Source organism: Paenibacillus oceani, assembly GCF_014705615.1.
Taxonomy (GTDB): domain Bacteria; phylum Bacillota; class Bacilli; order Paenibacillales; family NBRC-103111; genus Paenibacillus_AB; species Paenibacillus_AB oceani.
Map to the genome: position 1 here is coordinate 23,635 of NZ_JACXJA010000022.1, position 22,643 is coordinate 46,277.

Sequence of the window (22,643 nt, forward strand, 5' to 3'; positions counted from 1 at the left end):
CGAGTTGATTTGCTTCTTAGGCGATGGCGAGTGAAATTGGGAATATAATTAAAGAAAGCCTGCGAATGATTTGCAGGCTTTCTTTCGTAGGTACGCCTATTTGGTTAACACCTATTTGGTGCAAATGCTTATCTCCCGAACGTTTCCTGCTCCTTGCCCTTCACCCAGATGCGCTGAAGCTGAAGCTCCGGACCAACGATCAGCACGTCGGCTTGCTTGCCCGGGGCGAGACTGCCCGTCCGGTCGAAGAGACCGAGCTGGCGCGCCGGATTGCCGCTCATATAACGGCTTGCCTGCGGGACGGTGACGCCGACTTTGCCAACGACGTACTGCAGCGCTCCGATCATCGTCAGCGTGCTGCCCGCGAGACTGTTGCCTTCCTTCAGCGTAGCGACTCCGCCGGAGACGATAACCGCCAGCCCGCCGAGATCGTACTCGCCGTCCTCTAGTCCGGCCGCCGACATGGCGTCCGTAATCATGAGGAGGTTGTCCTCGGTTTTCGTTTTGGTCAGCAGCCGGATGCAGGCCGGATGGACGTGATGGCCGTCCGCGATAATCTCCGCCCGGATGCGGTCGTCGGTCAGAACGGCGCCGACAGTGCCCGGGTTGCGATGGTGAAGCCCAGTCATCGCGTTATACGTATGCACCGCCTGGTTCAGCCCGGCGTCGGCAGCCGCGATCACCTGATCGTAAGTGGCGTCGGTGTGCGCCGCAGCCGCGTTGATTCCGTTCGCGCGCAGCCACGAGATCAGCTCGAGCGCGCCTTCCGTTTCAGGTGCAAGCGACAGCTGCAGGATGAGACCGGGATGTTTCGCGGTCCATTCCTCGAGCCACGCTTTTTGCGGAGGGACGATGTAGGCCGGATTTTGCGCGCCTTTCCATTTGAGGTTAATGAAAGGTCCTTCCAGATGAACGCCGACAACCTGGGCGTAGGGCATGTCCTTCGACCGGTAGTCGCCGACGACGTCCAGCACTTGGGAGAGATGATCCTTAGGTCCCGTCAGCGTCGTAGCGACGATGGAAGTCGTCCCGTGGCCGGCGTGGAACCGGGTGATCGTGTCGATCGACTCCTTCGTCGCGTCCATCCAGTCGGCGCCGTAGCCTCCGTGAACGTGAACGTCCACGAAGCCCGGAAGCACCCAGCCGCCTTGCGCGTCGACCGTCTCCGCATCGCCGCCGGCGTACAGAGAAGCGCTGATCGACTCGATGATTCCTCCATTCAGAACGATGGTGCCGCCGTCGATAACTTCTTGCTCGGTGACGATTTTTGCATTGGTGATCGCGATTTTTCCGCTCATGCGTTCAGCAGCCTCCCTGCTTCGGTGTCGAGCAGAACGACGACATGCGGGTGCGTTTGCAGCAGCGACGCCGGGCACTCGGTCGTAATCGGGCCTTGCAGCGCTTTTTGGACGATTTCCGCTTTGTCCGCGCCGCGTACGACGAGCAGAATCATTTTCGCTTTCAAAATCGCCCCGACTCCCATCGTAAGCGCATGAGTCGGCACCTGGTCGATCGAATCGAAGAAGCGGGCGTTCGCCTGGCGGGTCTCGTCCTTCAGCTTGACGATATGAGTGCCGCTGACGAGCGAATGGTCCGGCTCGTTGAACCCGATATGTCCGTTATGGCCGAGGCCGAGAAGCTGCAGGTCGATCTGCTTCGCGTCTTCGAGCAATTGGTTGTACCGGGCGCATTCCTGTTCCAGGTTTTCCGCGTTGCCGTTCGGAAGATAGGTGCGTTCCGCAGCAAAGTCGACATGGCCGAACAGGTGATGCTTCATATAAGCATGGTAGCTTTCCGGATGATCCTCGGCAATGCCTACATATTCGTCGAGGTTAAACGAGGTGGCCGATTTGAAGCTGACCATCCCTTTGTTGTACGACTTGACGATCTCCTCATAGATTCCGACCGGGGTTCCGCCGGTAGCAAGACCGAGCACCGCCCGCGGGTTAGTCTGTACGAGTCCGGTGATGATGCCTGCGCCCGCTTCGTTTAATTCCTCGTTAGAGCGGAAAGTTAAAATGTTCATCGTGTGTGTTATCTCCCTTTTTCTTTGCGGTATTTTTTGACCATCTGAAACGACTGCTCCAGCTTGGGCACATATTCGTCGAACGATTCCGTGACCAGTCCGGTAAACAAAATATCGACGACATGCAGCTGCGCGATTCTCGAAGCCATATCCCCCCGGCGCATTCCTTCTTCCAGCGAAGAGGTGTATAGCGGAATATCGGCAAGCGACGACAAGGTGTTCGGCCCGTACTTCGTCAGCGATACGGTTGCGGCTCCGCGCTCCTTCGCGCACCGGAGCGCATCGATCGTCTCCGGCGTTTCACCCGAATACGAGATGGCGAATGCGGTATCTCCTTCGCCAAGGATGGATGCCGACGTAATCTGCATGTGCGGGTCGGAAAACGCGGTCGCCCTGCGGCCGATCCGGACGAGCTTCTGGTAAAAATCTTGAGCGACGACTCCGGATGTAGCGACGCCGTAGATATCGATCTGACCGGCGTTTCGCAGCACGTCCAGCGCGCGTGCGAGCTGCTTCGGGTCCAGCAGGCGGGACGTATCGGAGATCGAGCGGATATGGTTCGCTTCCATGGCGGTCACGATGCTTTCCAGCGTATTGCCCGCGACGATGTCCTGATACGAGTCGGCCGCCGGCTGCAGGGCGAGCTCGGTGGCGAGCTGCAGCTTCAGCCCGGCGAAACCTCCCGCATGAAAGTTTTTGCAGAACCGGGAAACCGTAGCCGCGCTCGTCTGCGACTGGTCCGCCAGCTCCGTTATGCCGAGCCGTACGACGAGCTGGGGATGCTCGGTTATAAACGCGGCGATCGTCTGCTCCTTCGGATTCAGCTCGGGCATTTGCTCGCGGATCGATCTTAACAAATCGGACATGCGAGCATGTCACCTCTTTCGGAATGCGGCTTAAACGGGATGTTTGATCTGGGGTGTGAAAATTTTTTTTGTATGATTTTATCATACACGAAAATCATTTTCTTAGCTACCGTCATTTCCTTTACATTCTTTTTGTCCCGGTCATTTGACAATCCGTCTGCAAACATGGTTTGATTAGTATTATTTCCTCAAATCTACCGTTGCAAAAGGGGACCGACAAAAGATGAAACGAACTTGCCCGGAAGCGATGCTGTTCGACCTGGACGGAACGCTGTTCCAGACGGAAACGCTGCTGCTGCCCGCTTATGAGGCCGCTTTCGAGGAACTGAGACAAGAAGGCACCTACACGCTCGGCACGCCACCGAAGGAACTTATCTTGAGCAGTCTCGGCATGCTCCTGGAACATATATGGGCGAGAGTGCTGCCCGACAGCGACGAAGCGGTTCGCCGCCGTGCGGACGAACTGCTGCTCCGCCATCAGACGGAAGGGCTCCTTCGCGGAGAAGGGGTTATGTACGACGGTGTGGAAGAAACGTTAAGAGCGCTGCATACCAAAGGTGTCAAGCTATTCGTTGCCAGCAACGGGCTGGAAGGTTACGTGAAGGAAGTTATCCGGCTGAAAGGATTGAACGATCTGTTCACCGGCCTATACAGTGCGGGCGAATACGAGACCCGCTCCAAGGTGGATCTGGTCAGGCTGCTGCTGGAGCATCACGGGGTCCGTTCGGCCTGGATGGTCGGCGACCGTTCGTCCGACGTGGAAGCGGGGAAGGAGAACGGCTTGCCGGTCGTCGGCTGCCGTTACGCCCAGTTCGGGAAAGACAGCGAGCTGGATGGCGCCGATATGATCATTACCCAATTCAGTCAGCTGCTCGATCTTGTCGAGTAGACGCACGAAATTGCAGCACACAAAGGATTGTCCCCAAAATGCTCGCATGACATGGAGCGCCGCCCTTTCCAAACGAAAAGACCTCAAATTCCACTGAACGTGGAGACTGAGGTCCTTTTTTTGAGGAAAACCGGTTCTAAGCAGGGCTCGCATAATCGAAAAAATTTTTGGAGACAGCCCCTTTTTGGTTGTATTTGACAAAACAGAGCTACATCCACTTGACCTGACAACCTGGCTGCTAGGTTGCGAGCCTCTCACGGGCTGCCCTTTAACTGCCGGATATGTTTGATGCGCGACTCGGCTCTTATCGATTGATTGGAGCCGACCTGCAGCAGGGCTGAAGTCGAGATGCCAATGACGTCCACATCTCCAACTTTAATATACGGACTGCGGTTCACAACGTTAAAGTCGACCTGTTCGTACACGTCCGGCTGGGGGATTGGCTTGGTAAAAATCCGGTAGTCGTCAAAATTCCCTTCCTTTGAATGGTAAAAAGAAACTTCGCGCTGCACCGCCAGCGCCTTATTGTGCAAATTGACGTCGACGATATCGCCGATAAGAATAGTGGAACTTAGCACAACGTCGTTGATATGGATGTTCCGGACGATCGAGATTCTTGCCATTTCTTACTCCAATGTCAGTGGCACGATGGGACCGACTATCAGCGATTCCGGGGGCGTATCGAATATGGAGGACAACGTGACGACTTTCGTATCGCCGATCAATAAGACGGACGAGCTGGCAACGCCGGTAATTTGAATGGAGCCTACCGTCAATTCCTTGTTCTCGACGCTAAACTTCATGTCCCTCATCCCTTCTTCTTATGATGCTGAATATGCCGGTCGATCGCGACCTCGATATCGGATTTCAGCTTTTCGTAGATCGCCTGCTCCTTCCGGTTCGGGTCTTCGTCCTGGCCGCTGCCGAGCGGCATCGACTTGATGTAATTTTCGATGCGGTTGTCGACTTGTCCCCGGATGTCCCGGATCATCGTACTCCGGTAATCGTGCCCGATAATCATCTGATACTTCTCTTCCATGCTGCGGATGTAGGCCGGGCATTCATCCGAGAGGTATTGTTCAATCCGGCGGTTTACGCATTGGTACAAATCTTTATTGTATGTGACCGTCTCCACAGGATCTCCATCGACAGTCAAATCTTCAATCGTTTTGTCTCCGCCCGGCGACACCCCGATATGAAGCGTGCCTTCGAGCTTTTCGATTTTGAGCTGATCGAATTTATATTCGATTTTCTCCACGTTCATCGGCCGCTGCTTGCTTAATCGCTCCATGTCATTTTCTAATTGCTTGACTTTGTATTCGAGCTCCTGCAGCTTCTGATATTGCCATTGCAGCATGTCTTGCAGCTGCTGAAAAGGATACGGAGGTAGACAGCTCATTGTTTTCCATCCCCATAAGACGTAATAGAGGTAGTTCAAAAAGTCCACTTTTGATCACGAGGCCGATCCGAAAGCCTACTCGACATCGAATATGGAATTCAGCCGGAACTTCCGGTGCTTACAAAAGCTTCCACTACGCTCCGCTCCTCATTTCCCAGCTTCATCCCATCTTCTCGGTGCTGAAAACCGGACTTTTGAACTCGCACTTATAAGTATCGACCGGATTACAGCGAATCCCTGCCCGAAGGGTTGGGCAAAGGAACAAGCGGCGCTTCCGGGGCGATCTGTCCGATCGTAGGAGCGGGCTCTGTGAATCCGCCGGTGTTGTACAGCTTGGACAAGCTTTTGATGATGCCGGCGCTCCCGATCTGCAGCACGGAAGAGTTTTGGACGGCCTCCACTTTCAACTGATGGATGACTATGCTTTGGTGCACGACCAAGTTCATCACAACACCCGCCTACCATAAGGAAATGGTGTTCGAATCCGCAATTGCGGCGTCCAGCGTATTGGTGTTATTGACACCGTTGAACGTTTTGATATTGACACCCGTATTGAACGAGCCGGCACCCGCAAATGTTTTGGAGGTGCTGGTCGGCGACAGTTGAAGAGAGTCCCCTATATGTACGATGGAGCTGTTCCCTACGCTTAAAATTTTAATATTCCCTACGATCGCCGGCATAGTTAACACCCTTAACGATGGATTGTTTCATTCTTATGCATGATTCTTCGAGACTATGATTAGGAATAAAAAAGTGGAGCGAATCCTTGCCATTCGCTTATAGAGTCGGATCAGAAATTAGGATACCGGACTTGACCGAAGCTCATTTATTTGGAAAACGTTCATATAATGGTTGTTAAGTAAGGAGAGGTGGCCATGGACGATCCCAAAAAAAACTTTTTGCAAAATTTCGACTGGAAAAGCTTCGAGCAATTTTTTGGCGCCAGGTTGCCTCAAATCTCGGCTGACCGATTAAAGGATACGAATTGGATCGAGAGCTACGTCCAGGATGCCATCAAACAGGCATTTCCGCAAAATAGCGAGCTGAATCTATCGTCAAAAAAATACAGCACGGAAGTATTCGAGACGCATAACAGTGTGATCGTAAAAATTTCGATTCCGGACCAGACACAAGCCAAAAATGTATGCGTAAAGGTCGGCGCAAATGTGGTGAAACTGGAAGGGCTGCCCGGCAAAGGCAGCCAAATAATCAAACTGGGCAACCAAGTTATAGAGTCCAGCTGCAAGGCGGTATACAAGGACGGAGTGCTGCAGCTGCATATGCGGAAAAAAGCGGACGGCGATTTTTTTCACGAAGCTCCTATCCGGTTTCGGGATTAAGGGAGCGGTTTCTTGGATCGGGATCGGCTCAGAGGGCGAATGCGGAGTCTGCAGCCTGTAGGTTTGACAAAGTTACGAGCGGCATCAGCCAGGTCGGGCAGACGCAGCCGGTATGGCGTTGTCGAAGCAGACTCCGCTCGGATGGATCGCCTCCGGCGGGTCCCGAACGCTCTTGAAAACGAAACGGGCCGACAGGCCGGTCAGTTGTTCAGGGCAGTCAGGCTGTCCAGAACATCCGGGTCGCTCGTATTCGTGTTGCTGATTAAGGAATTGGTCTGCAAGAAATCTCCCGTATTGCCTCCTCCGGAACCCGAATACGATTTCGATGTACTCTTGGGCGAGATTTGGATCACATCGCCGAACGTGACGGTGCCGGAAACGCTGGTAATCCGAATCGGCGACAAGATGACAGACGGCATATCGCTCACACTCCTTCCGAAAAACATCTTTACTAACGATATGACATCCGGAACCGAATCATGCAGTAGCGACGCAATAATTATGTGCATAAGCAGCTTATGCGGGGCGAGAGGCAAACGAGAAAAAGATAGTCGTGTACGCCTAAACATCGATATGCGGCCCGTGTCTCCTGCGATCAGCAACCAAGCGATCCGGCTCCTTCCAAGCGACAAAACGAGGTTGTTCCTAAAGTCACTTCCCATCTTTCAAGCTTCTCTTGGACCTTTCTCCCTAGAGAAAAAGAGAAAAAGGACCTCAACCTCCACTTGTATAGTGGAATTTGAGGTCCTTTCGTTTGGAGATGGGGACGTTCCCGTGTCCTGTGAGCCTTTTATATGTTCAGCCGAGCAGGACTCTGCTGCCTATAGTGCCGTTTTGGAGCCTCAGTGGCCGATCGGCCCCGGCTCCATCGTTTTCGGGTCCCCGGACGACAGCTCCATACGGGCGCGACCGAGCAGCATAACGAAGACGAAGCCTACGACGGTGATCAGGATCGAGATCAGAAACAGATACGAGATCGAGCCGGCCAGCGCTTTCGTCGCGCTCTGGACGACTTCCTGCGGCAACGCCTCCCGCACCTGCGGAATCAGCAGCGCCTTCGGATCGGAGAACTGCGCGGCCTGGTCGGGCGGGAACGAGGCTTCGATGCCCGACTTGTAATTCACTTTCTGCAGGACGCCCAGCACCGTTACGCCGAGCGCGGAACCGATCGTACGGAAAAACGTGATGAGCGAGATCGCCGCGCCTTTGTATTGCCCGGGCAATCCGTGAAGCACCGAGATGTTCAGCACGACGAAGTTGACGCCGATTCCGAGTCCGACGAACACCATGTACAGCGTAACGGTCCATCTCGGAGTGTCGACCGTCATCGTGCCGAGCAGCGCCATCGATACCGCAAGAATAATCGTAGAGATCAGCATAATGCTGCGATACGACATTTTGTTGATGAGCGGACCGCCCAGCATGCTGCTGGCGACGACGGCGAGCATCATCGGGGTGAGCGTCTGGCCGGCCGCGCTGGCCGATTCGCCGTACACGCCTTGGATGAACAGCGGGATATAGGTTGCGCCCGAAACCATGATGATGCCGTACAAAAATCCGATCGCCTGGCTGGCGGTGAACAGTCTGCTTTTGAACAGCTTCAGCTCTACAATCGGATCGGACACTTTGCGCTCGGTCGCGATAAACAGCAAAAAGCTGGCCGCGAACAGAACGAACAGACCGATAATTTGCCACGATCCCCAAGCGAACGTATCGGAGCCGGCCAGCTCGATCGCGAACATGAAGCTGAGGATGGCGACGACCAGCGAAGTAGCGCCGGTCCAGTCGATTTTCTGCTTGCGGAGGGAAGCTTTCTCCCGGTAGCCGAAATGCATAAGCGCTAGTGCGACGGCGCCGATCGGCAGGTTAATGTAAAACACCCAGCGCCAGTCGATATAATCGGTAATATACGCGCCGAGCGCCGGTCCGAATACGCTCGACAGCCCGAATACGGCGCCGAACAGCCCGTTCATCTTGCCCCGCTTCTCCGGCGGGAAAATATCGAAGATAACGGCGAAGGCGATCGGCATCAGCGCGCCGCCCCCGATCCCTTGGACCGCCCGGTAAACGATCAGCTCCGTCATGCTGCCGGCGATGCCGCATAGCACCGACCCGACCAGGAAGATCACGAGCCCGAGCTGGAAAAACAGCTTGCGTCCGTACAGGTCGGACAGCTTGCCGAAGATCGGCGTGGCGACCACGGTGGCGATCATGTAGGCGGAGAACACCCACACGTAATGCTCGAAGCCGCCGAGCTCCGTTATGACCGTAGGCATCGCCGTCGAGACGATCGTCTGGTCCAGCGCGCCGACGAACATGCCGAGCAGCAGGCCGGCGACGACCCAGTTAATTTTGGTTTGCTTGTGGTCCATCATACACCTCTTTTGGTAGTGGAAGGAAACGTGTTCCGTTCCGGATTCTCCTATAATAAAGCAATCGGCTTTCCGAATCAAAATAAAAATGCGTAAAAACGATTCTTTACTTGGCGCAATCGAACGCAGGTATGACTGTCCGGGTACTCCCGTTTGCCGGCCGCGTTCCATTTGGCGTATGATAGCAGGAGATGCCTGCTGGGTTAGCAGATGGAAGAAAGAAAGGAAGTTTTTAGGATGAGCGAAACGATACTCATTGTCGATGACGATCCGGCGATTGCCAATCTGATTGAAATTTATTTGCATAACGAAGGCTATACGGTTATGAAGGCGAATAACGGTCATGACGCGCTGGAGCTGATGAAGCGCAAGGAGCCGAAGCTCGTCATTCTCGATATTATGATGCCCGGCATGAGCGGGCTGGAGGTATGCCGTCACATTCGCGCCGACAAGGCGGTGCCGATTCTGATGGTAAGCGCGAAAGCGGAAGATATGGATAAAATATTGGGACTGATGACCGGCGCTGACGACTACCTGGTGAAGCCGTTTAATCCGCTGGAGCTGCTGGCGAGAGTCCGCTCGTTGCTCCGCCGCGCGTACGGCTTGAATGTCAGATCGAACAAAGAGCGGAGCGCCGACGTGATGGCGTTCGAGAACCTCGAGATCGACAAGGCGACTCACACGGTCACGGCCGACGGCAAGCCGGTTCATCTGACCTCGATCGAATTCGGCATCCTGCATCTGCTGGCCAGCCATCCCGGACGCGTCTTCAGCGCTGAAGCGATCTACGAGCACGTCTGGAACGAGCCGTACTCTCCCACCTATACGACGGTTATGGTACATATCAGCAAGCTGAGGGACAAGCTGGAGACAGAGTCCGGCCACAAATGGATTCATACGGTATGGGGGGTCGGCTATAAATTTGATCGGTAAACTGCTCTACAGCATACGCTGGAAACTCATCGCACTTTTTGTAGCCAGTATCGCTCTTTCCGTACTTAGTCTGGCCGGCGTCTGGGCCGCGCTCGCCCTAATGTATGAATTCGGGATTCGCGCGCCCGCCAGGCTTGCCGTCGACTTGGCGGATATGTTCGGCGTTGTGGCGTTGTTCGTCGTCGCCGGGGTGTTTTTCTTTATCATCCACATTTTCCTGCTGAGCCGGAAGCAGATCTTGTACCTGCACCGGATTACGCAGGCCGTCCAGCGGATAGCGGGGGGGCAATTCGACGAGCGGATTCCGGTCCGTTACAAGGACGAGATGGGGGATCTTGCGGTCAATCTGAACAAAATGTCCGAGCAGCTCAAAACGTCGATCGAAGACGAACGCCGGGCGGAACGGACGAAGTCGGAGCTGATAACGAACGTCTCCCACGACCTGCGGACGCCGCTGACGTCGATTACCGGTTACCTGGGACTGATCGAGCAGGATCGGTACCGCGACGAGGTGGAGCTGAGACATTACGTTCATATTGCATATGAGAAAGCCAAACGGCTTCATGTGCTGATCGACGATTTGTTCGAGTATACGAGGTTAAGCGGAGGCGGGCTGCCGCTTCGATTATCCGAGGTCGATCTGGTGGAGATGATCGGACAGCTGACCGCCCAGTTCCAATACGAGATGCGGCAGGCGGGCATGGATATCCGGCTGTCGTTTCCGGAGCGCAAAGTGATGATAACGGCGGACGGCGACAAGCTGGCCCGCGTATTCGACAATCTGCTGGCCAATGCGGTCAATTACGGCAAGGACGGCGTATATCTCGATGTATTCGTGCGCGTGGACGGGACCGAAGCGGTCGTCGAGGTGGTGAACTACGGGGACCCGATTCCTCCGCAAGATTTGCCCCACATCTTCGAACGGTTTTATCGGGTCGAGAAATCAAGGACGGAAGATATGGGCGGCTCCGGATTGGGGCTGGCGATCTCCAAGCAGATCGTCGAGCTGCACGGCGGAACCATTCAAGCGGCCAGCGATAAGAGCCGTACGGCGTTCGAGGTAAGGCTTCCTTTGCCTGATAGGCGAAAGAAGGAGAAATAACGAGAAATGAGGAGGAAATACACCTTTACACAATTCTTAAAAAATTATTAAAAAAAGAGTTGCCGAAAGCGGGGATTCCGTGCAAAATGAGAGGAGGAACAATCGTCCATTTGTACCATAGCGATTCCCCATACAGCGGCTTAAGTACCGGTTGTGCTTGTCGCTGGCGCCGGAACCGATAAGCAGTAAGACTACTTCGCGGAGTGGAGCGGTGCTTAACGTGCAAACCGTGTACAAATTGTACCAGAAGTGTATCGCCAGAGATTTCATATTTCTGATCCCGCTCGTGCCGCTTTCTCTGTATGTGAGATTGCGCTATTATTTTTATTTGCGGTCATCCGGCGTTGGATTTCCACAGGCTGCCGACTCCAAGTGGTACTTGGATTACGCGCACAATCTGATGGCTAACTTTACGATCGGCACGCATATGAACGATATTTTGTATATCGGTTACAATTTGCTGCTGACGGTGCTGCTCGCCATCTTTAAGGACCCCGCTACGATTCTGTTCATTCAAGCGGTTACGGCCAGCTTATGCGTCATTCTCGTCTACAAGATTACGAGAATGCTGTTTAACCGGACCGCCGCTTTTATCGCCGCCCTTTTTTATTCGTATTTATGGGACATTACGCTTTGGGCGACTTATATTTTAACGGACAGCTTTTTTATCAGTCTCCTGCTCTTGTGCGTGTATCTCCTCCTCAAATGTTATGAATCCGATAATAGAATCGTGAAAGTGCTGTTTGCCGTTTCCTTGGTTTATTTGGCGTTTTTCCGTCCGGCGGGTATATTGTCCGTCGCCTTCATCCTGCTTTATATTGTGCTTCGTCTGCCGAGAAAGTCCGTATTCGCCTTCCTGAACAAACATAAGCTGGCGCTCGGCGGCGCGGCGGCGGCCGTAGTGATGGTGCTTGTGTACCTGATAGCCGGTCATAAGCTGAATGCGCTAATTACATCGATGCAGTTCAACGCCAAGATGGTCTTGTACAATATATACGCCAAAGGCTGGATCTACGATCATCCGACGCCGTACGATTACAAGTATAAGCCGGATTATACGATTGACGTGTGGAATAGTTTGGTTCTTAGCTTTATTATTAATAACTGGGAACATATTCTGCACATTTATGGGAAAAGAACGGTTGCCTTTCTCGGAAGATGGGTTTGGCAAACCGATCTGAGCAGTCTTCTCGGCATTAAGCTTTTTCTCAAAAACATGCTTCCCGTTCTTTTATTTATGCTGGGGACGATTGCCGCGATGTGGAACGGAACATTTCGGAAAGCCGCGGTTATCTGGTATGTCATTTTGGCGGTATTTGTGTTTTGCATCATCTTTTTTATCGACGGCATGTACAGGTATAAGGCGCCCAGTTCGCCCTTCATCGCGATTGCGGCAGGGTACGGATTGGAACGGATCATTCGCGGTACGATTATCATCGCCAAAAAAATGACGGGGAAGTTGCTATGGAACAACAAGGGAAAATTCTCATCGTAATTCCGGCTTATAACGAGCAGAACAACATTTTGAAGGTGATCCGGGACGTTCGGGAGCATGTCCGGGATTGCGATATTCTCGTCATTAACGATTGTTCCTTGGACGGAACCTCCCCGGCGGCGAAGAAGGCCGAAGGGGTGAAAGTCGTCGATCTCCCGTACAATCTCGGGATCGGCGGCGCGGTACAGACCGGCTTCAAGTATGCCGCGGCTCACGGATACGAATATGCGGTCCAGATCGACGGGGACGGACAGCATCTGTCCAAAGAGGTCGACACGTTGTACAATACGATGATCCGGACGGGCAGCGATGTGGTAATCGGCTCCCGGTTTCTCGACGTTCAGTCGTTCCGGACGTCCTGGTCCAGAAGACTCGGCATCAAAGTGTTCTACTATTTGTTCCGGATGCTGATCCGCACCAAGGTTACGGACGGCACCTCGGGTTTCCGGATGTACAACCGCAAGAGCATCCAGCTTCTCTCGAGGCATTATTCCGACGACTATCCGGAGCCGGACGCGATCATCATGCTCAAAAAGCATGGCCTGCGCATAAGCGAGGTAGGCGTTGAAATGAGGCAGCGCGAGCATGGCTCCTCGTCCATCACGATGATCAAAAGCCCGTACTATATGGCGAAGGTAATCGTATCGATTTTCTTCTCCTTTATCAGGACTAGGTGGTGAAAGGACAAATGGACGGCGCTCATTTGTACAGCGTTCAATTGATGGGGATTGCGTTCAGTCTGTTTTTGATCATATCCGTCTTTTTGATGGTCAGAGCCAGGATGATCCGGGAAAAATATTCGCTCATCTGGTTTGCGATCGGTATCTTTACGCTCGTCATGTCCGTATTTAAAGATATGATGGACTGGTTCTCGAATCTCATCGGAATAGACTATGCGCCCTCGGCGTTCTTTGCTATTCTTATTGCATGCGCTTATTTGCTGCTCTTGAATATGAGCGTCAGCATCTCGGGCATGAAGATGCATAACAAGGCGTTGACGCAGGAACTGGGATTAACGAAGCTGAGGCTCGACGAGCTGGAGAAGAAATTAAGCGAGGGTGAATCCAAATCAAGTATTTGATGCTTTTCGGGAGCGTTTTGATGACGGTGACGGGCAGCACGCTGCTCAAAATCGGCAGCAGAACGTTAAGTTTTGACGGTGCGATATTCGGTGTCATTATGAGTTATATCACGTCGCCTGCTTTATTGGCCGGCTTTGCGGCTTATGCGGTAGGTGCGGTGCTGTGGGTATATTGTTTGTCCCAGTTCGACCTGAGCTACGTTACTTTCGTATCCAGCTTCCAATATATTTTGCTGCTGGCCGCGTCTATCCTGATCTTTCAGGAGCATATCAGTATGATGAAGTGGATCGGCTGTATCATCATTATGATCGGCGTAATTTTCTGGCTGAAAGGATAAACGGCTGATGTTCAGGTGTGTTGCGTATACCGACGCCATGAAGGAACAGTGGGACAAGTTCGCATGGTCGAAGGGGACGGTATTTCATACGATTGCGTTCAGACATATATTGACGGGAACTTTCGGATACAGCTGCATCTACCAGGCGATTGTAGACATGGATGACCGGGTCCGGGCGATTATGCCGCTTGTCACAGGCCGCAATCTCGGGCTCAAGAAGGTCGGAGTTTCGCTTCCGTTCGTGAATTATATGGATATTTGCGCCGACAGCGAAGAGGCGCTCCACTATGCGATCGATTCGATTCCGGAGCTGAAATCCCGCCACGGCCTCGGCTATATTGAGTTAAGGCTGAAGGAGCAGACGTTGGACGGCTCCGGCTGGAACGTGCAGGATCATAATTATACATTCGAGCTTTCTTTAGCGGATGAGGAGGACCGGGTACTGGCGCTGTCTTCGGGCAGCAACCGGAATCATGTCCGTAAAGTGTACAAAAACGACTGGTTCGGAGTTTCGTTCGATCCGGGGCATCTGGACGACTTTTATAACGTATACGTAAGACGGATGAAGCAGCTCGGTTCTCCGTCGCCGGACATCAGCTTTTTTCGAAAGTTTTTCGAATTTCTGCCGGACCACACCCACCTGCTCACTGTATTGGACAAGCAGTCCGGGGCGGTTGTAGGCGGCATGCTGCTGCTTACAAGCCCTTCGAATTCGACGTTATATTACCCGTATGGGGCGAATTTGACGGAGTACAACAACAAGTACCTAAACAACTTTATGTACTGGGAAGCGGTCCGCTTCGGTATTCGGCATGGCATGAGCCGCCTTGACCTGGGCCGGTCACCGGCCGGCTCCGGAACGTACAAGTACAAGGAGCAATGGGGGGCGAAGCCCGAGCAGCTCCGTTATTACGTCTACGACGGCGGGGCCGGACAGTCGGGACCTCCGGACAAACAAAGCTTGAGCCTGTTCGTAGAGCTGTGGAAAAAAACGCCCGATTTCGTTACAAGCCCAGTCGGCAAACGATTGATCAAATATGTTTTTCCTTAAACTTTAAAAGTTGAGCTAAATATACTTCATGGTTAAGCTGAATGTAGTGGAGAAAAGAAATTAGCTTGAAAGCGAGTTTTGGCTTAAGAGCTTTCGTTAGAAAGCTGCTTCGGAAGGATAAGCTTTGAGTGTCAACCGTCCGAAGGCCAATCCAATCCGAGACACTCCAAACAAGATGTCTGAAGCTTCAAGCAATTTTTTTCGGAATGGAATGGCTTCAATTTCATTAGTTCAACTTATCTACTCATAAACGTTTCTATAATCGGAGGATGCACATACGATGAGCCATACCAACTGGAAGCAGTACTTTGATAAAAGGGCCGAAACTCATGGAGCGGCTGTCCAATCATCCGACTATTTCAATGAAGAAAGCTTTTTTATGCAAAGGGACAATACGCTTCGCTGGTTGGGCGACTGCAAGGACAAAACCATACTCGACGCGGGCTGCGGCGTAGGCGCGTTCAGCGAGCCGCTCGTCAAAAACAATACCGTATACGGCGTAGACTTCTCCGAGAAAAGTCTGGAATTCGCGGCGGCACGCGGATTAAAGACGATGCCCGGAGATTTGACGGCGCTCACGTTCGAGGACGGCAAGTTTGACGCGGTATTGTGCATCGGCGTTATCCAACTGATCGAACAATACGAAGCCGTTATCAAAGAGCTGGCCCGCGTGACGAAGCCCGGCGGCACCCTCCTGATTCAGACGCTGAACAAAGGCTCCGTACAGCGGAAGCTACTCAAGCTGATGGAGAAAAGCAAGAAGTTCGACCGGATGTATACGATGGATGAGCTGAAGAAAGTGTTCAACAAATACGGCTTTGATCATATCGAGTTTCTTCACATGTATCATCCGTTCAAATTCGTTACGAACGGCAGATCGGCGGGAGCGTTCTCGAACATGCTCGCCACTTCGTTTGCGATAAAAGGGAGAAAGAACATTGACTAACCTGGAGAAACCGGTCGGCGGAGCGGTTAATATGCTGACCTTCGATATAGAGGAATGGTTTCACGCCAACTACGACGACATCGCGCCTCCCACCGGCAAAGGGTCGAATTTCCGGGCCAATATGGATACGCTACTGCAGATGTGCCGGGAGACGAACAGCAAAGCTACCTTTTTCGTACTGGGCTGTATCGGGGAGGATTATCCGGACGTGGTCAAGGCGATCGCCCGTGACGGTCATGACGTCGCCTCGCACGGCTACGGCCATCAGCTCGCCTACTCGCAGACGATTGATGAGTTTCGCGACGACGTGAAGAAATCGGTCGATATTTTGGAGAACCTTACCGGCACGAAGGTCCTCGGTTACCGCGCACCTTCCTGGTCGATCGTGGAACGGAATCTGCACTACCTGGAGGCGCTTGAGGAGCTTGGCTTAAAGTACGATGCGAGCATTTTTCCGGTGAAAACGTTTCTGTACGGCATTCCGGGCGCGCCTACCGTGATCCATAAGCCGCGGGTGAACGGCAGGGAACTGGACCTGTATGAGGTGCCGATGTCGGTGATGAAGCTGGCCGGCAGAAACATCGGTTATTCCGGAGGGTTTTACTTCCGGTTTTTCCCCAAGCTTTTTATCGACTACGCGATCCGTTCGGCGAACCGCCAAGGGAACAGTTCGATCGTTTATTTGCATCCGAGGGAGATCGATACGACCGAGCACAAGCTGAGCCTTCCGCCGAAGGAACGGTTCATTCATTACTACAACGTAGGCGGAACCCGGTCGAAGCTGGAGCAGATTATGCGAAGCTTCCACTTTACTTCGATCTCGGATCATTTGTTGCGGAACTTCAAGCTGGAGCTTGCGGATCGGTAAGCGAACGCAGGGCAGGCGAGCGAACATTGGACGGATCAACGGAGGCGTTTAACCGCTGCTGCAGCGGTTGAGCGCTTCTTTTTTACGCCGTTTTATGGACAGCCGCTCCGAACGATTGTCTGGTATAATCAGGATGGATATCGATTTCTTAGTTAATAGTCGGAAGAGGGCGGGCCGAATATGGGGAAATTACATAAAGTTTTGCTGATTGGAGTAAACGGATTCGGCGCAAGGCATCTGAACGAGCTTACGCGCCAGCAGGACGAGGGAATGCTGGAGCTCGCAGCGGTAAGCGATCTGCGATTGTCGGAGGATGCGTCCGCCATCGTTACGGAGCGGGGCATCCGTCATTATACGGACTACCGCGAGATGCTGGCTCGGGAGAAGGACGCCAGCTTCGTCGTCATCTCGACGCCGATTCAGCTCCATGCTCCGATGGCCATCGAAGCAATGGAGGCGGGGTATCATGTCTTGCTCGAAAAGCCGCCGGCCGCGGTCATTCAGGATGCGCTGCGGATAACGGATACTGCAAAAAGATGCGGCAAGCTGTGCGCCGTCAATTTTTTCACTCCTTCGAGGAAAGCGCTGTCGATGTTGACCGGCATCGCCGCTTCGGGCGAGATCGGGCCGATTCAAGCGCTCAAGGGCATCTCGCTGCTGAACCGGCCTGCAACTTATTTCACAAGGACCGCTTGGGCGGGCAAGCTGTCGGTTCAGGGCGTTACCGTGCTGGACGGCACGTTCCACAATCCCGCTGCGCATCTGTTTTACAGCATGCTGAACTTGTCGGAGAGGTTATCCTCACTGACGGGACAACCGTCCGGCTTGTCGAGCGTGACCGCCGAGTTGTATCATGCGAATCCGATCGAAAGCGACGATACTTCATGCGTACGAGTGGTTACGGAGGGCGGCCTCCGGCTGCACTTGTATATCACGCTGTGTGCCCGGTACGGAGAGACGCAGCGGATTCGTCTGGAAGGCACCGGAGGGGCCGTGGAATGGAGCTATGATAATAAGGTCACGTTATGGAAAGGCGACGAATCGGTCGTGTACGATTGTCAGGACGAAGGCTTTATTCCTGCCCGTTACCGGAACTTGATTGCCGTAATCGAAGGCCGCGAGGAGAAGCTCGACGTCTCGCTGGAATCGGCGATCCGCTTTACGGTTGCGGCGAACGGCGCTTTTGAATCGTCCGGCAGCGTAACGGACATTCCGCGGCAGTTTGCGGAGCCGGGCACACAGCAGGGAGATCCCGGCATGTATATCGGCGGAATTGAAGAGACCGTACGCGCCGCATTCCGCGAAGGCAAGCTGTTCTCGGAGCTCGGAGGCATCCCGTGGGCGAAAGCGTCGGAGCCTTTCGAAGTGACCGGATACAGCCGGTTTCCGCAGCAATTCCGGATCGGGGAATAACTCCGTTTCGGCTGAAGGCCGAAACGGAATACAAGGGAGCGATGTCGCAATGGAACGAATGTTTTCCGTGATCGGCTGTCAACACGGCCATATCGGTTCATTTATCGGGGAAATGATTGCCCTGGGGTACAGCTGCAAAGGCATCTACGAATCCGGCGACAGGAAGCTGGCGGTAGGGATTGCGGAGCGTTACGGCGTTCCGTTTCTGGACGATATGGAGGAGGCGCTTGCGCCGGAGATCGGCATCGTCGGCTCGGCCGCGCTGAATAACGAGAAAATAAACGTCATCGAGCTGTGCGAAAGCCGCGGCAAGCACATTATGGTAGATAAGCCGGCGGTGACGGACCGGGACGGGCTGAGCCGGCTCGAAGCCGTGATCGGACGCGGGCGCATCCAGGTCGGGATGATGCTGACGGAGCGGTTCCGTCCGGTGACGGTGACGCTGAAGCGGGCGATCGATTCCGGCGAGCTTGGCGATATCGTCAGCTTGTCGTTTCGCAAGCCTCACCGGCTGGCGGGGGGCGCCAGAGCTCCGTTGTTTTTCAACAAAGAAAATAACGGCGGCTTGATTGTAGATATTTTGGTGCACGACTTCGACTTACTCCGGTGGCTGACTGGCAAGGAGGTAACCTCCATGCAAAGCGTCATGACGAAAACGATGATGCCTGAGCATCCGACCTTTTACGATGTGGCGGTCGCCCAGGTCGTCATGGAGGATGCCGCTCTGGCCCAGCTGTACGCGGACTGGCATACCCCCGACAAAAGCTGGACGTACGGCGATTCCCGCTTGTTCGTCTGCGGGACGAAAGGCTCCGCGGAGCTGCGGCTGAACGGGGACCCGGCGCTTGCCAAGGAAGAGCTGATGTTTACCGTGACCGGACGGGAACCGCTGGCCCGCAAGGAGCTGCAGCCGGTGCCGCATAAGCTGTGCGAAGATTTCTTGGGCGGGATCGAAGGCAAGCCGTCCGTCCTGACGCCGCACGATGTGCTGATGGTCAGCCGATTGACGGTAGAAGCGGACGAACAGGCGCAACTCATCGACAAGACGGCGGCGGTTGTATAGGAGGTTGTTCAAAAAGTCCACTTTTGATCACGAAGCCGATCAGAAAGCCTGCTCGACATCGAATATGGAATTCAGCCCGAACTTCCGGTGCTCACGTAGCCCCACGACGCTCCGCTCCTCACTTCCTAGCTTCATTCCATCTTCTCGGTGCTGATAACCGGACTTTTGAACTCGCACTATAAGCTGCTGCTGCAAATCTGATAGACGCTAGTAGGAGAAGGCTGCCGGTGAGGCGGCCTTTTATTAGTTTTGCTTACATCGTGCCGGGATAAGGCGTAGGCCGTTCCTCGTGACGGCTCGGCTCCGTGCCCTGTCTGTAGGCTGACAAGAAGGAATGGGCCGACCGACCGCCCTCACGCCGCGGATAGGAGTGGTTTGTAGCTTTTATTTCGTCCGAAAACCCGTTTGGACACGGAATAAGAGCGGTTTGGAACCGCTAAAATGCGCGGAAAGGGTGCAGACCCCATCCGTTGGCTGAAATAAGGGGTGCAAACCGCCTCTATTCGTCGCTGTTATCCCGTTAGGCCGAAAATAGAGGGTGCCGGAGACTCTTATTTTGCGATTTAAGCCGCACGCGGTACGTCAAGAAAAGTTCAGCAAAAGCCGCACGCTTCAGCAAATCCGCCCCCCTCCAGCAAAGTGTACCCTTTCAACAAATCCGCGTGCCCTTTCAGCTCGCAAAAAGCTGTTTACGTCGCCGCTAGAAGCAACCGCTTACGCAAGGGCCTTTCTCGAGGAAAGGCTCCAGGTGGAGTTCGGGATAAATCTCTTCTCTCTCTTATCGGAGTTTTATATAATGAAGTTGCCTAGTTACATTATCGTCTAAGGGAACGGATGGAGAATGCTATGAACTGGCTGCGAAACTACACTGGCAAGTCGTATTGGTTCAAGATGCTTATCTCGATTGGCTTGCTGTCGATCGTCGTTGTAATTTTGTCCTCGGCCGTGTTGTTTTACAAATCGCGCAATACGATGCTGGACATGCAGCACGAATCCAACCGGAAAATGCTGGAGCAAGTCAGCTACAACCTCAGCTTTACCGACCGGATGCTGACGAACCTGATCACTTCCACCTATATGGACCTGCGTACCGCTTACCTGCTGGATTCGGCGCAGCCCGAGGAGTTCAAGCTGTATTCGAGCATCATGTCGTTCGAGAAGCTGCAAAGTTCGGTTCCGCTGCTGCATTCCGTCGCCGTCTACAATTCCCGCAACGGCTGCTATTATTACTATTCCGAGACGAAGGTGCTGAATTGCCGGGATGACGGGATGGATGGACGGGTGGACCGGTACTTAATGAAGGCGGACCATGTGCCGAAGCTGCAGCTCGTGCCGATTTATTACAGCGATTCGGACCGCAGAATCAGCCACTTTTCGTTTTTTATGTACAACAGCTCCTCCGGCAATCTAATCGGGACGGACAACGGAGCGCTAATTTTCAACATTAAGCCGGAATGGCTGTTCTCCAACGTCTCGGAAATGAACCGGCTCACCGAATATTCGGACAGCCATCTGCTGATCATCGACGGCAGCGGCAATATCGTCAACGATTTGTCCGGGAACGGCTCCTGGGACCGGCTTCGCGACCGGATGGAGACCAGACGGCTGGACGACGGAGGAACCCATTCGTTTATCGATGACAGCGACGGCATCGCCAGTCTGGTTACCTATGTGTCGGCCCCCCAAAACAATTGGACGCTCGTGAGCGTACAGCCCTATGATGCGGTGTTTCAGGTTATTCAAGAAATGAAGGCGTTTACATTATTCGCCGTTGCGGTTATTTTACTGCTGGTTGCGGTCAGCTCGACGCTGCTCGCCTCGCGTCTGTACAACCCGGTGTCCGGGGTGCTGCGGCTGATCCGCAAAGATCCCGACCTTCACGAGCCGGCAGGGTCTGCCAGGAGAGATGAATTCGGGGTCATCTCGACGGTGCTGGAGAAAACGATGAACGAGATGCGCTCGCTGAAGCAGATGCAGGACTCGCAGAGCGGCATATTGCGCGGGTATTATGTGAGGCAGCTGCTGATGGACAACCCGCACGTATCGCCCTTTGACGCCGCCGACAAGCTGTATGCCGGTTCCGGACACGGACAGCGACGTTATTCCATCTGCTTGTTCATGCTGGACGACTATGCGGCATTCCTGAACAGCCATAGCCCGGAGGACCGGCGGTTGTATACGTTCTCGATCGTTAACATTGTGCAGGAGATGATCTCCCGCTCGATGCATGGCGATGTGGTCGAAGTAGGCGGGGACCGGTTCGTCGCGCTTCTGTATGACGATAACTCCGGGCAGAGCGAGCCGCAGCTCGCCGAACGGATGCACCGGTTTTCCGCTGAGGTGCAGCAGACGATCATGACCTATTACAAGCTGTCGCTTACTGCCGTATTCGGCGCTCCTGCGCCGGATGATGCCCAGATCGCCCGGTTGTACAGGACGGTGGACCATTATGCGAAGTACCGGTTTGTCCATGGCAAACAGTCCGTCATCCATCCTGCGCTTGTCCGGCAAAGTGAGGAGAACCAGATGGAGAGCGCCGCGATCGAGCTGGAGAAGAGCTGGCTTCTGTCGATCCGGACCCGTAGTGAGGAAGAAAGCGCGCGTTTGCTGCAAGAGCTGTTCTCGCTTATCGCCAAGTGCCGCTACGAAGAGATGATCAATACGCTGCTTTCGCTGGCGGCCGGCGCCGCGCATGAGCTCCGGATGGCCAAGGGGGAAGGCGGAGCGCCCGATCTGCGTTCCGTGTACAAGCTCATCCTGGAAAAAGAAACGATTGATGACGTCCGTGGACTGTTCGCGCAGCTGTTCCACCTTTCGTGGGAAGATGGCATCGACGCGGCCAGCTCGGAGACGACGAAGCGGCAGTTGCTTGTCGCTACGATCCGGGATATCGTGGAATCGCGGTATACGGACTCCTCCTTATGCCTGCAAAGCATCGCCGACATGGTCCACTTGTCGTCTTCTTACGTGGGCAAGCAGTTCCGGGACGAGACGGGGCTATCAGTCGCCAAATATATTACACAGGTCCGGATGAACCATGCGGCCGACCTGCTGTCGCAATCGGAGGCCAGCGTCAATACGGTAATGGAACGTGTCGGGTTCGTCAACCAAAGCTATTTCTTCAAGCTGTTCAAGCAGCATTTCGGATTGACGCCCAACGAATATAAAATTCAGTATGCAGGCAAACACGAATAGACGGGCAGACGGGTCGGCATCGGCGCGTAAGCCCGTCTTTTCGCCTTTGGGGCCGTATCCGGACTGCATGCTCAGCTGGCACAGGGAGCGGCACGGTGAAAGTACAGTCCGTTTTTACAGTCGCACGGCTTCGTTTTTTACAGGGAAAAGCCGGTTTTTGCAGTTTTCAGGCAAAGGTTGCCCCGTTTAAGATGAAAGCGTGTTCACCATAATGGAAGATCCGCTCGCGGATATCCGTTCACAGTAAAAAAGGAGGGGACGAATTC

General features: G+C 53.8%; 24 protein-coding genes. 14 read left to right on the forward strand and 10 right to left on the reverse strand.

The window, feature by feature from the left end; all coding sequences use genetic code 11:
* Positions 1-128: 128 nt before the first annotated feature.
* Genes nagA through IDH45_RS17180 form a run of 3 tightly spaced genes read right to left on the reverse strand, consistent with a single transcriptional unit; the run spans position 129 to position 2,892 of the window.
* On the reverse strand, positions 129-1,298 hold the full coding sequence (gene nagA, locus IDH45_RS17170; RefSeq protein WP_190929358.1) for an N-acetylglucosamine-6-phosphate deacetylase: 1,170 nt from the start codon (positions 1,296-1,298) through the stop codon (positions 129-131).
* Positions 1,295-2,026 carry a glucosamine-6-phosphate deaminase gene (gene nagB / locus IDH45_RS17175; protein ID WP_190929359.1) on the reverse strand — a complete coding sequence of 244 codons (732 nt, stop codon included), beginning with the start codon at positions 2,024-2,026 and terminating at the stop codon, positions 1,295-1,297. The genes nagA and nagB overlap by 4 nt, the downstream gene beginning before the upstream one ends.
* A gap of 8 nt (positions 2,027-2,034) precedes the next feature.
* Positions 2,035-2,892: a MurR/RpiR family transcriptional regulator gene (locus IDH45_RS17180; protein WP_190929360.1), complete on the reverse strand. Its 858-nt coding sequence runs from the start codon at positions 2,890-2,892 to the stop codon at positions 2,035-2,037.
* Positions 2,893-3,115: 223 nt separating this feature from the next.
* On the opposite strand from IDH45_RS17180, the gene IDH45_RS17185 reads away from it, so the two are divergent.
* On the forward strand, positions 3,116-3,781 hold the full coding sequence (locus IDH45_RS17185) for an HAD family hydrolase (protein WP_190929361.1): 666 nt from the start codon (positions 3,116-3,118) through the stop codon (positions 3,779-3,781).
* A 254-nt stretch (positions 3,782-4,035) separates the two neighbouring features.
* Here IDH45_RS17185 and IDH45_RS17190 read toward each other — a convergent pair whose 3' ends face one another.
* The 5 genes from IDH45_RS17190 to IDH45_RS17210 all read right to left on the reverse strand — a co-directional run bounded on the left by IDH45_RS17190 (position 4,036) and on the right by IDH45_RS17210 (position 5,860).
* Complete coding sequence (locus IDH45_RS17190; RefSeq protein WP_190929362.1) at positions 4,036-4,404, reverse strand: spore germination protein GerPE; 369 nt, start codon at positions 4,402-4,404, stop codon at positions 4,036-4,038.
* A gap of 3 nt (positions 4,405-4,407) precedes the next feature.
* A complete protein-coding gene (locus IDH45_RS17195) occupies positions 4,408-4,584 on the reverse strand; it encodes a spore gernimation protein GerPD (RefSeq protein WP_190929363.1) in 177 nt (58 codons plus the stop codon).
* Between the two features lie 5 nt (positions 4,585-4,589).
* Positions 4,590-5,180: a spore germination protein GerPC gene (gene gerPC / locus IDH45_RS17200; RefSeq protein WP_190929364.1), complete on the reverse strand. Its 591-nt coding sequence runs from the start codon at positions 5,178-5,180 to the stop codon at positions 4,590-4,592.
* Positions 5,181-5,404: 224 nt separating this feature from the next.
* Entirely contained in the window at positions 5,405-5,626 is a 222-nt protein-coding gene (locus tag IDH45_RS17205; RefSeq protein ID WP_190929365.1) for a spore germination protein GerPB, read from the reverse strand.
* 12 nt (positions 5,627-5,638) lie between these two features.
* On the reverse strand, positions 5,639-5,860 hold the full coding sequence (locus IDH45_RS17210; RefSeq protein ID WP_190929366.1) for a spore germination protein: 222 nt from the start codon (positions 5,858-5,860) through the stop codon (positions 5,639-5,641).
* A 195-nt stretch (positions 5,861-6,055) separates the two neighbouring features.
* On the opposite strand from IDH45_RS17210, the gene IDH45_RS17215 reads away from it, so the two are divergent.
* A complete protein-coding gene (locus IDH45_RS17215; protein ID WP_190929367.1) occupies positions 6,056-6,520 on the forward strand; it encodes an Hsp20/alpha crystallin family protein in 465 nt (154 codons plus the stop codon).
* A gap of 200 nt (positions 6,521-6,720) precedes the next feature.
* Here the strand turns inward: IDH45_RS17215 and IDH45_RS17220 are convergent, their stop codons facing one another.
* Together IDH45_RS17220 and IDH45_RS17225 are read right to left on the reverse strand one after the other, a co-directional pair.
* Positions 6,721-6,939 carry a spore germination protein gene (locus tag IDH45_RS17220; RefSeq protein WP_190929368.1) on the reverse strand — a complete coding sequence of 73 codons (219 nt, stop codon included), beginning with the start codon at positions 6,937-6,939 and terminating at the stop codon, positions 6,721-6,723.
* 423 nt (positions 6,940-7,362) lie between these two features.
* Positions 7,363-8,892 (reverse strand): MDR family MFS transporter, encoded by a 1,530-nt coding sequence (locus IDH45_RS17225; RefSeq protein WP_190929369.1) that lies wholly within the window; start codon positions 8,890-8,892, stop codon positions 7,363-7,365.
* 237 nt (positions 8,893-9,129) lie between these two features.
* Between IDH45_RS17225 and IDH45_RS17230 the strand changes: the two genes are divergently transcribed.
* The 12 genes from IDH45_RS17230 (at position 9,130) to IDH45_RS17285 (ending at position 22,377) form a co-directional block, all read left to right on the forward strand.
* Positions 9,130-9,825, forward strand: coding sequence for a response regulator transcription factor (locus tag IDH45_RS17230; RefSeq protein WP_190929370.1), 696 nt, complete (start codon positions 9,130-9,132; stop codon positions 9,823-9,825).
* The gene (locus tag IDH45_RS17235) at positions 9,815-10,927 is read left to right on the forward strand and encodes a sensor histidine kinase (protein ID WP_190929371.1); all 1,113 of its coding nucleotides are present in this window, start codon (positions 9,815-9,817) and stop codon (positions 10,925-10,927) included. Before IDH45_RS17230 ends, IDH45_RS17235 begins: the two co-directional genes overlap by 11 nt.
* 211 nt (positions 10,928-11,138) lie before the next feature.
* Positions 11,139-12,422, forward strand: coding sequence for a glycosyltransferase family 39 protein (locus IDH45_RS17240; RefSeq protein ID WP_190929372.1), 1,284 nt, complete (start codon positions 11,139-11,141; stop codon positions 12,420-12,422).
* Positions 12,392-13,102 (forward strand): glycosyltransferase family 2 protein, encoded by a 711-nt coding sequence (locus IDH45_RS17245; RefSeq protein WP_190929373.1) that lies wholly within the window; start codon positions 12,392-12,394, stop codon positions 13,100-13,102. Before IDH45_RS17240 ends, IDH45_RS17245 begins: the two co-directional genes overlap by 31 nt.
* Positions 13,103-13,110: 8 nt before the next feature.
* On the forward strand, positions 13,111-13,503 hold the full coding sequence (locus tag IDH45_RS17250) for a DUF2304 domain-containing protein (RefSeq protein WP_190929374.1): 393 nt from the start codon (positions 13,111-13,113) through the stop codon (positions 13,501-13,503).
* A 20-nt stretch (positions 13,504-13,523) separates the two neighbouring features.
* Positions 13,524-13,841 (forward strand): EamA family transporter, encoded by a 318-nt coding sequence (locus IDH45_RS17255; RefSeq protein WP_190929375.1) that lies wholly within the window; start codon positions 13,524-13,526, stop codon positions 13,839-13,841.
* Between the two features lie 7 nt (positions 13,842-13,848).
* Positions 13,849-14,892 (forward strand): GNAT family N-acetyltransferase, encoded by a 1,044-nt coding sequence (locus IDH45_RS17260; protein ID WP_190929376.1) that lies wholly within the window; start codon positions 13,849-13,851, stop codon positions 14,890-14,892.
* Between the two features lie 280 nt (positions 14,893-15,172).
* Positions 15,173-15,838, forward strand: coding sequence for a class I SAM-dependent methyltransferase (locus IDH45_RS17265; RefSeq protein WP_190929377.1), 666 nt, complete (start codon positions 15,173-15,175; stop codon positions 15,836-15,838).
* On the forward strand, positions 15,831-16,706 hold the full coding sequence (locus tag IDH45_RS17270; protein ID WP_190929378.1) for a DUF3473 domain-containing protein: 876 nt from the start codon (positions 15,831-15,833) through the stop codon (positions 16,704-16,706). Before IDH45_RS17265 ends, IDH45_RS17270 begins: the two co-directional genes overlap by 8 nt.
* A 180-nt stretch (positions 16,707-16,886) precedes the next feature.
* Positions 16,887-18,119 (forward strand): Gfo/Idh/MocA family protein, encoded by a 1,233-nt coding sequence (locus tag IDH45_RS17275; RefSeq protein ID WP_190929379.1) that lies wholly within the window; start codon positions 16,887-16,889, stop codon positions 18,117-18,119.
* A 49-nt stretch (positions 18,120-18,168) separates the two neighbouring features.
* On the forward strand, positions 18,169-19,182 hold the full coding sequence (locus IDH45_RS17280) for a Gfo/Idh/MocA family protein (protein ID WP_190929380.1): 1,014 nt from the start codon (positions 18,169-18,171) through the stop codon (positions 19,180-19,182).
* An 846-nt stretch (positions 19,183-20,028) separates the two neighbouring features.
* The gene (locus IDH45_RS17285) at positions 20,029-22,377 is read left to right on the forward strand and encodes a helix-turn-helix domain-containing protein (RefSeq protein WP_190929381.1); all 2,349 of its coding nucleotides are present in this window, start codon (positions 20,029-20,031) and stop codon (positions 22,375-22,377) included.
* Positions 22,378-22,643: the final 266 nt, after the last annotated feature.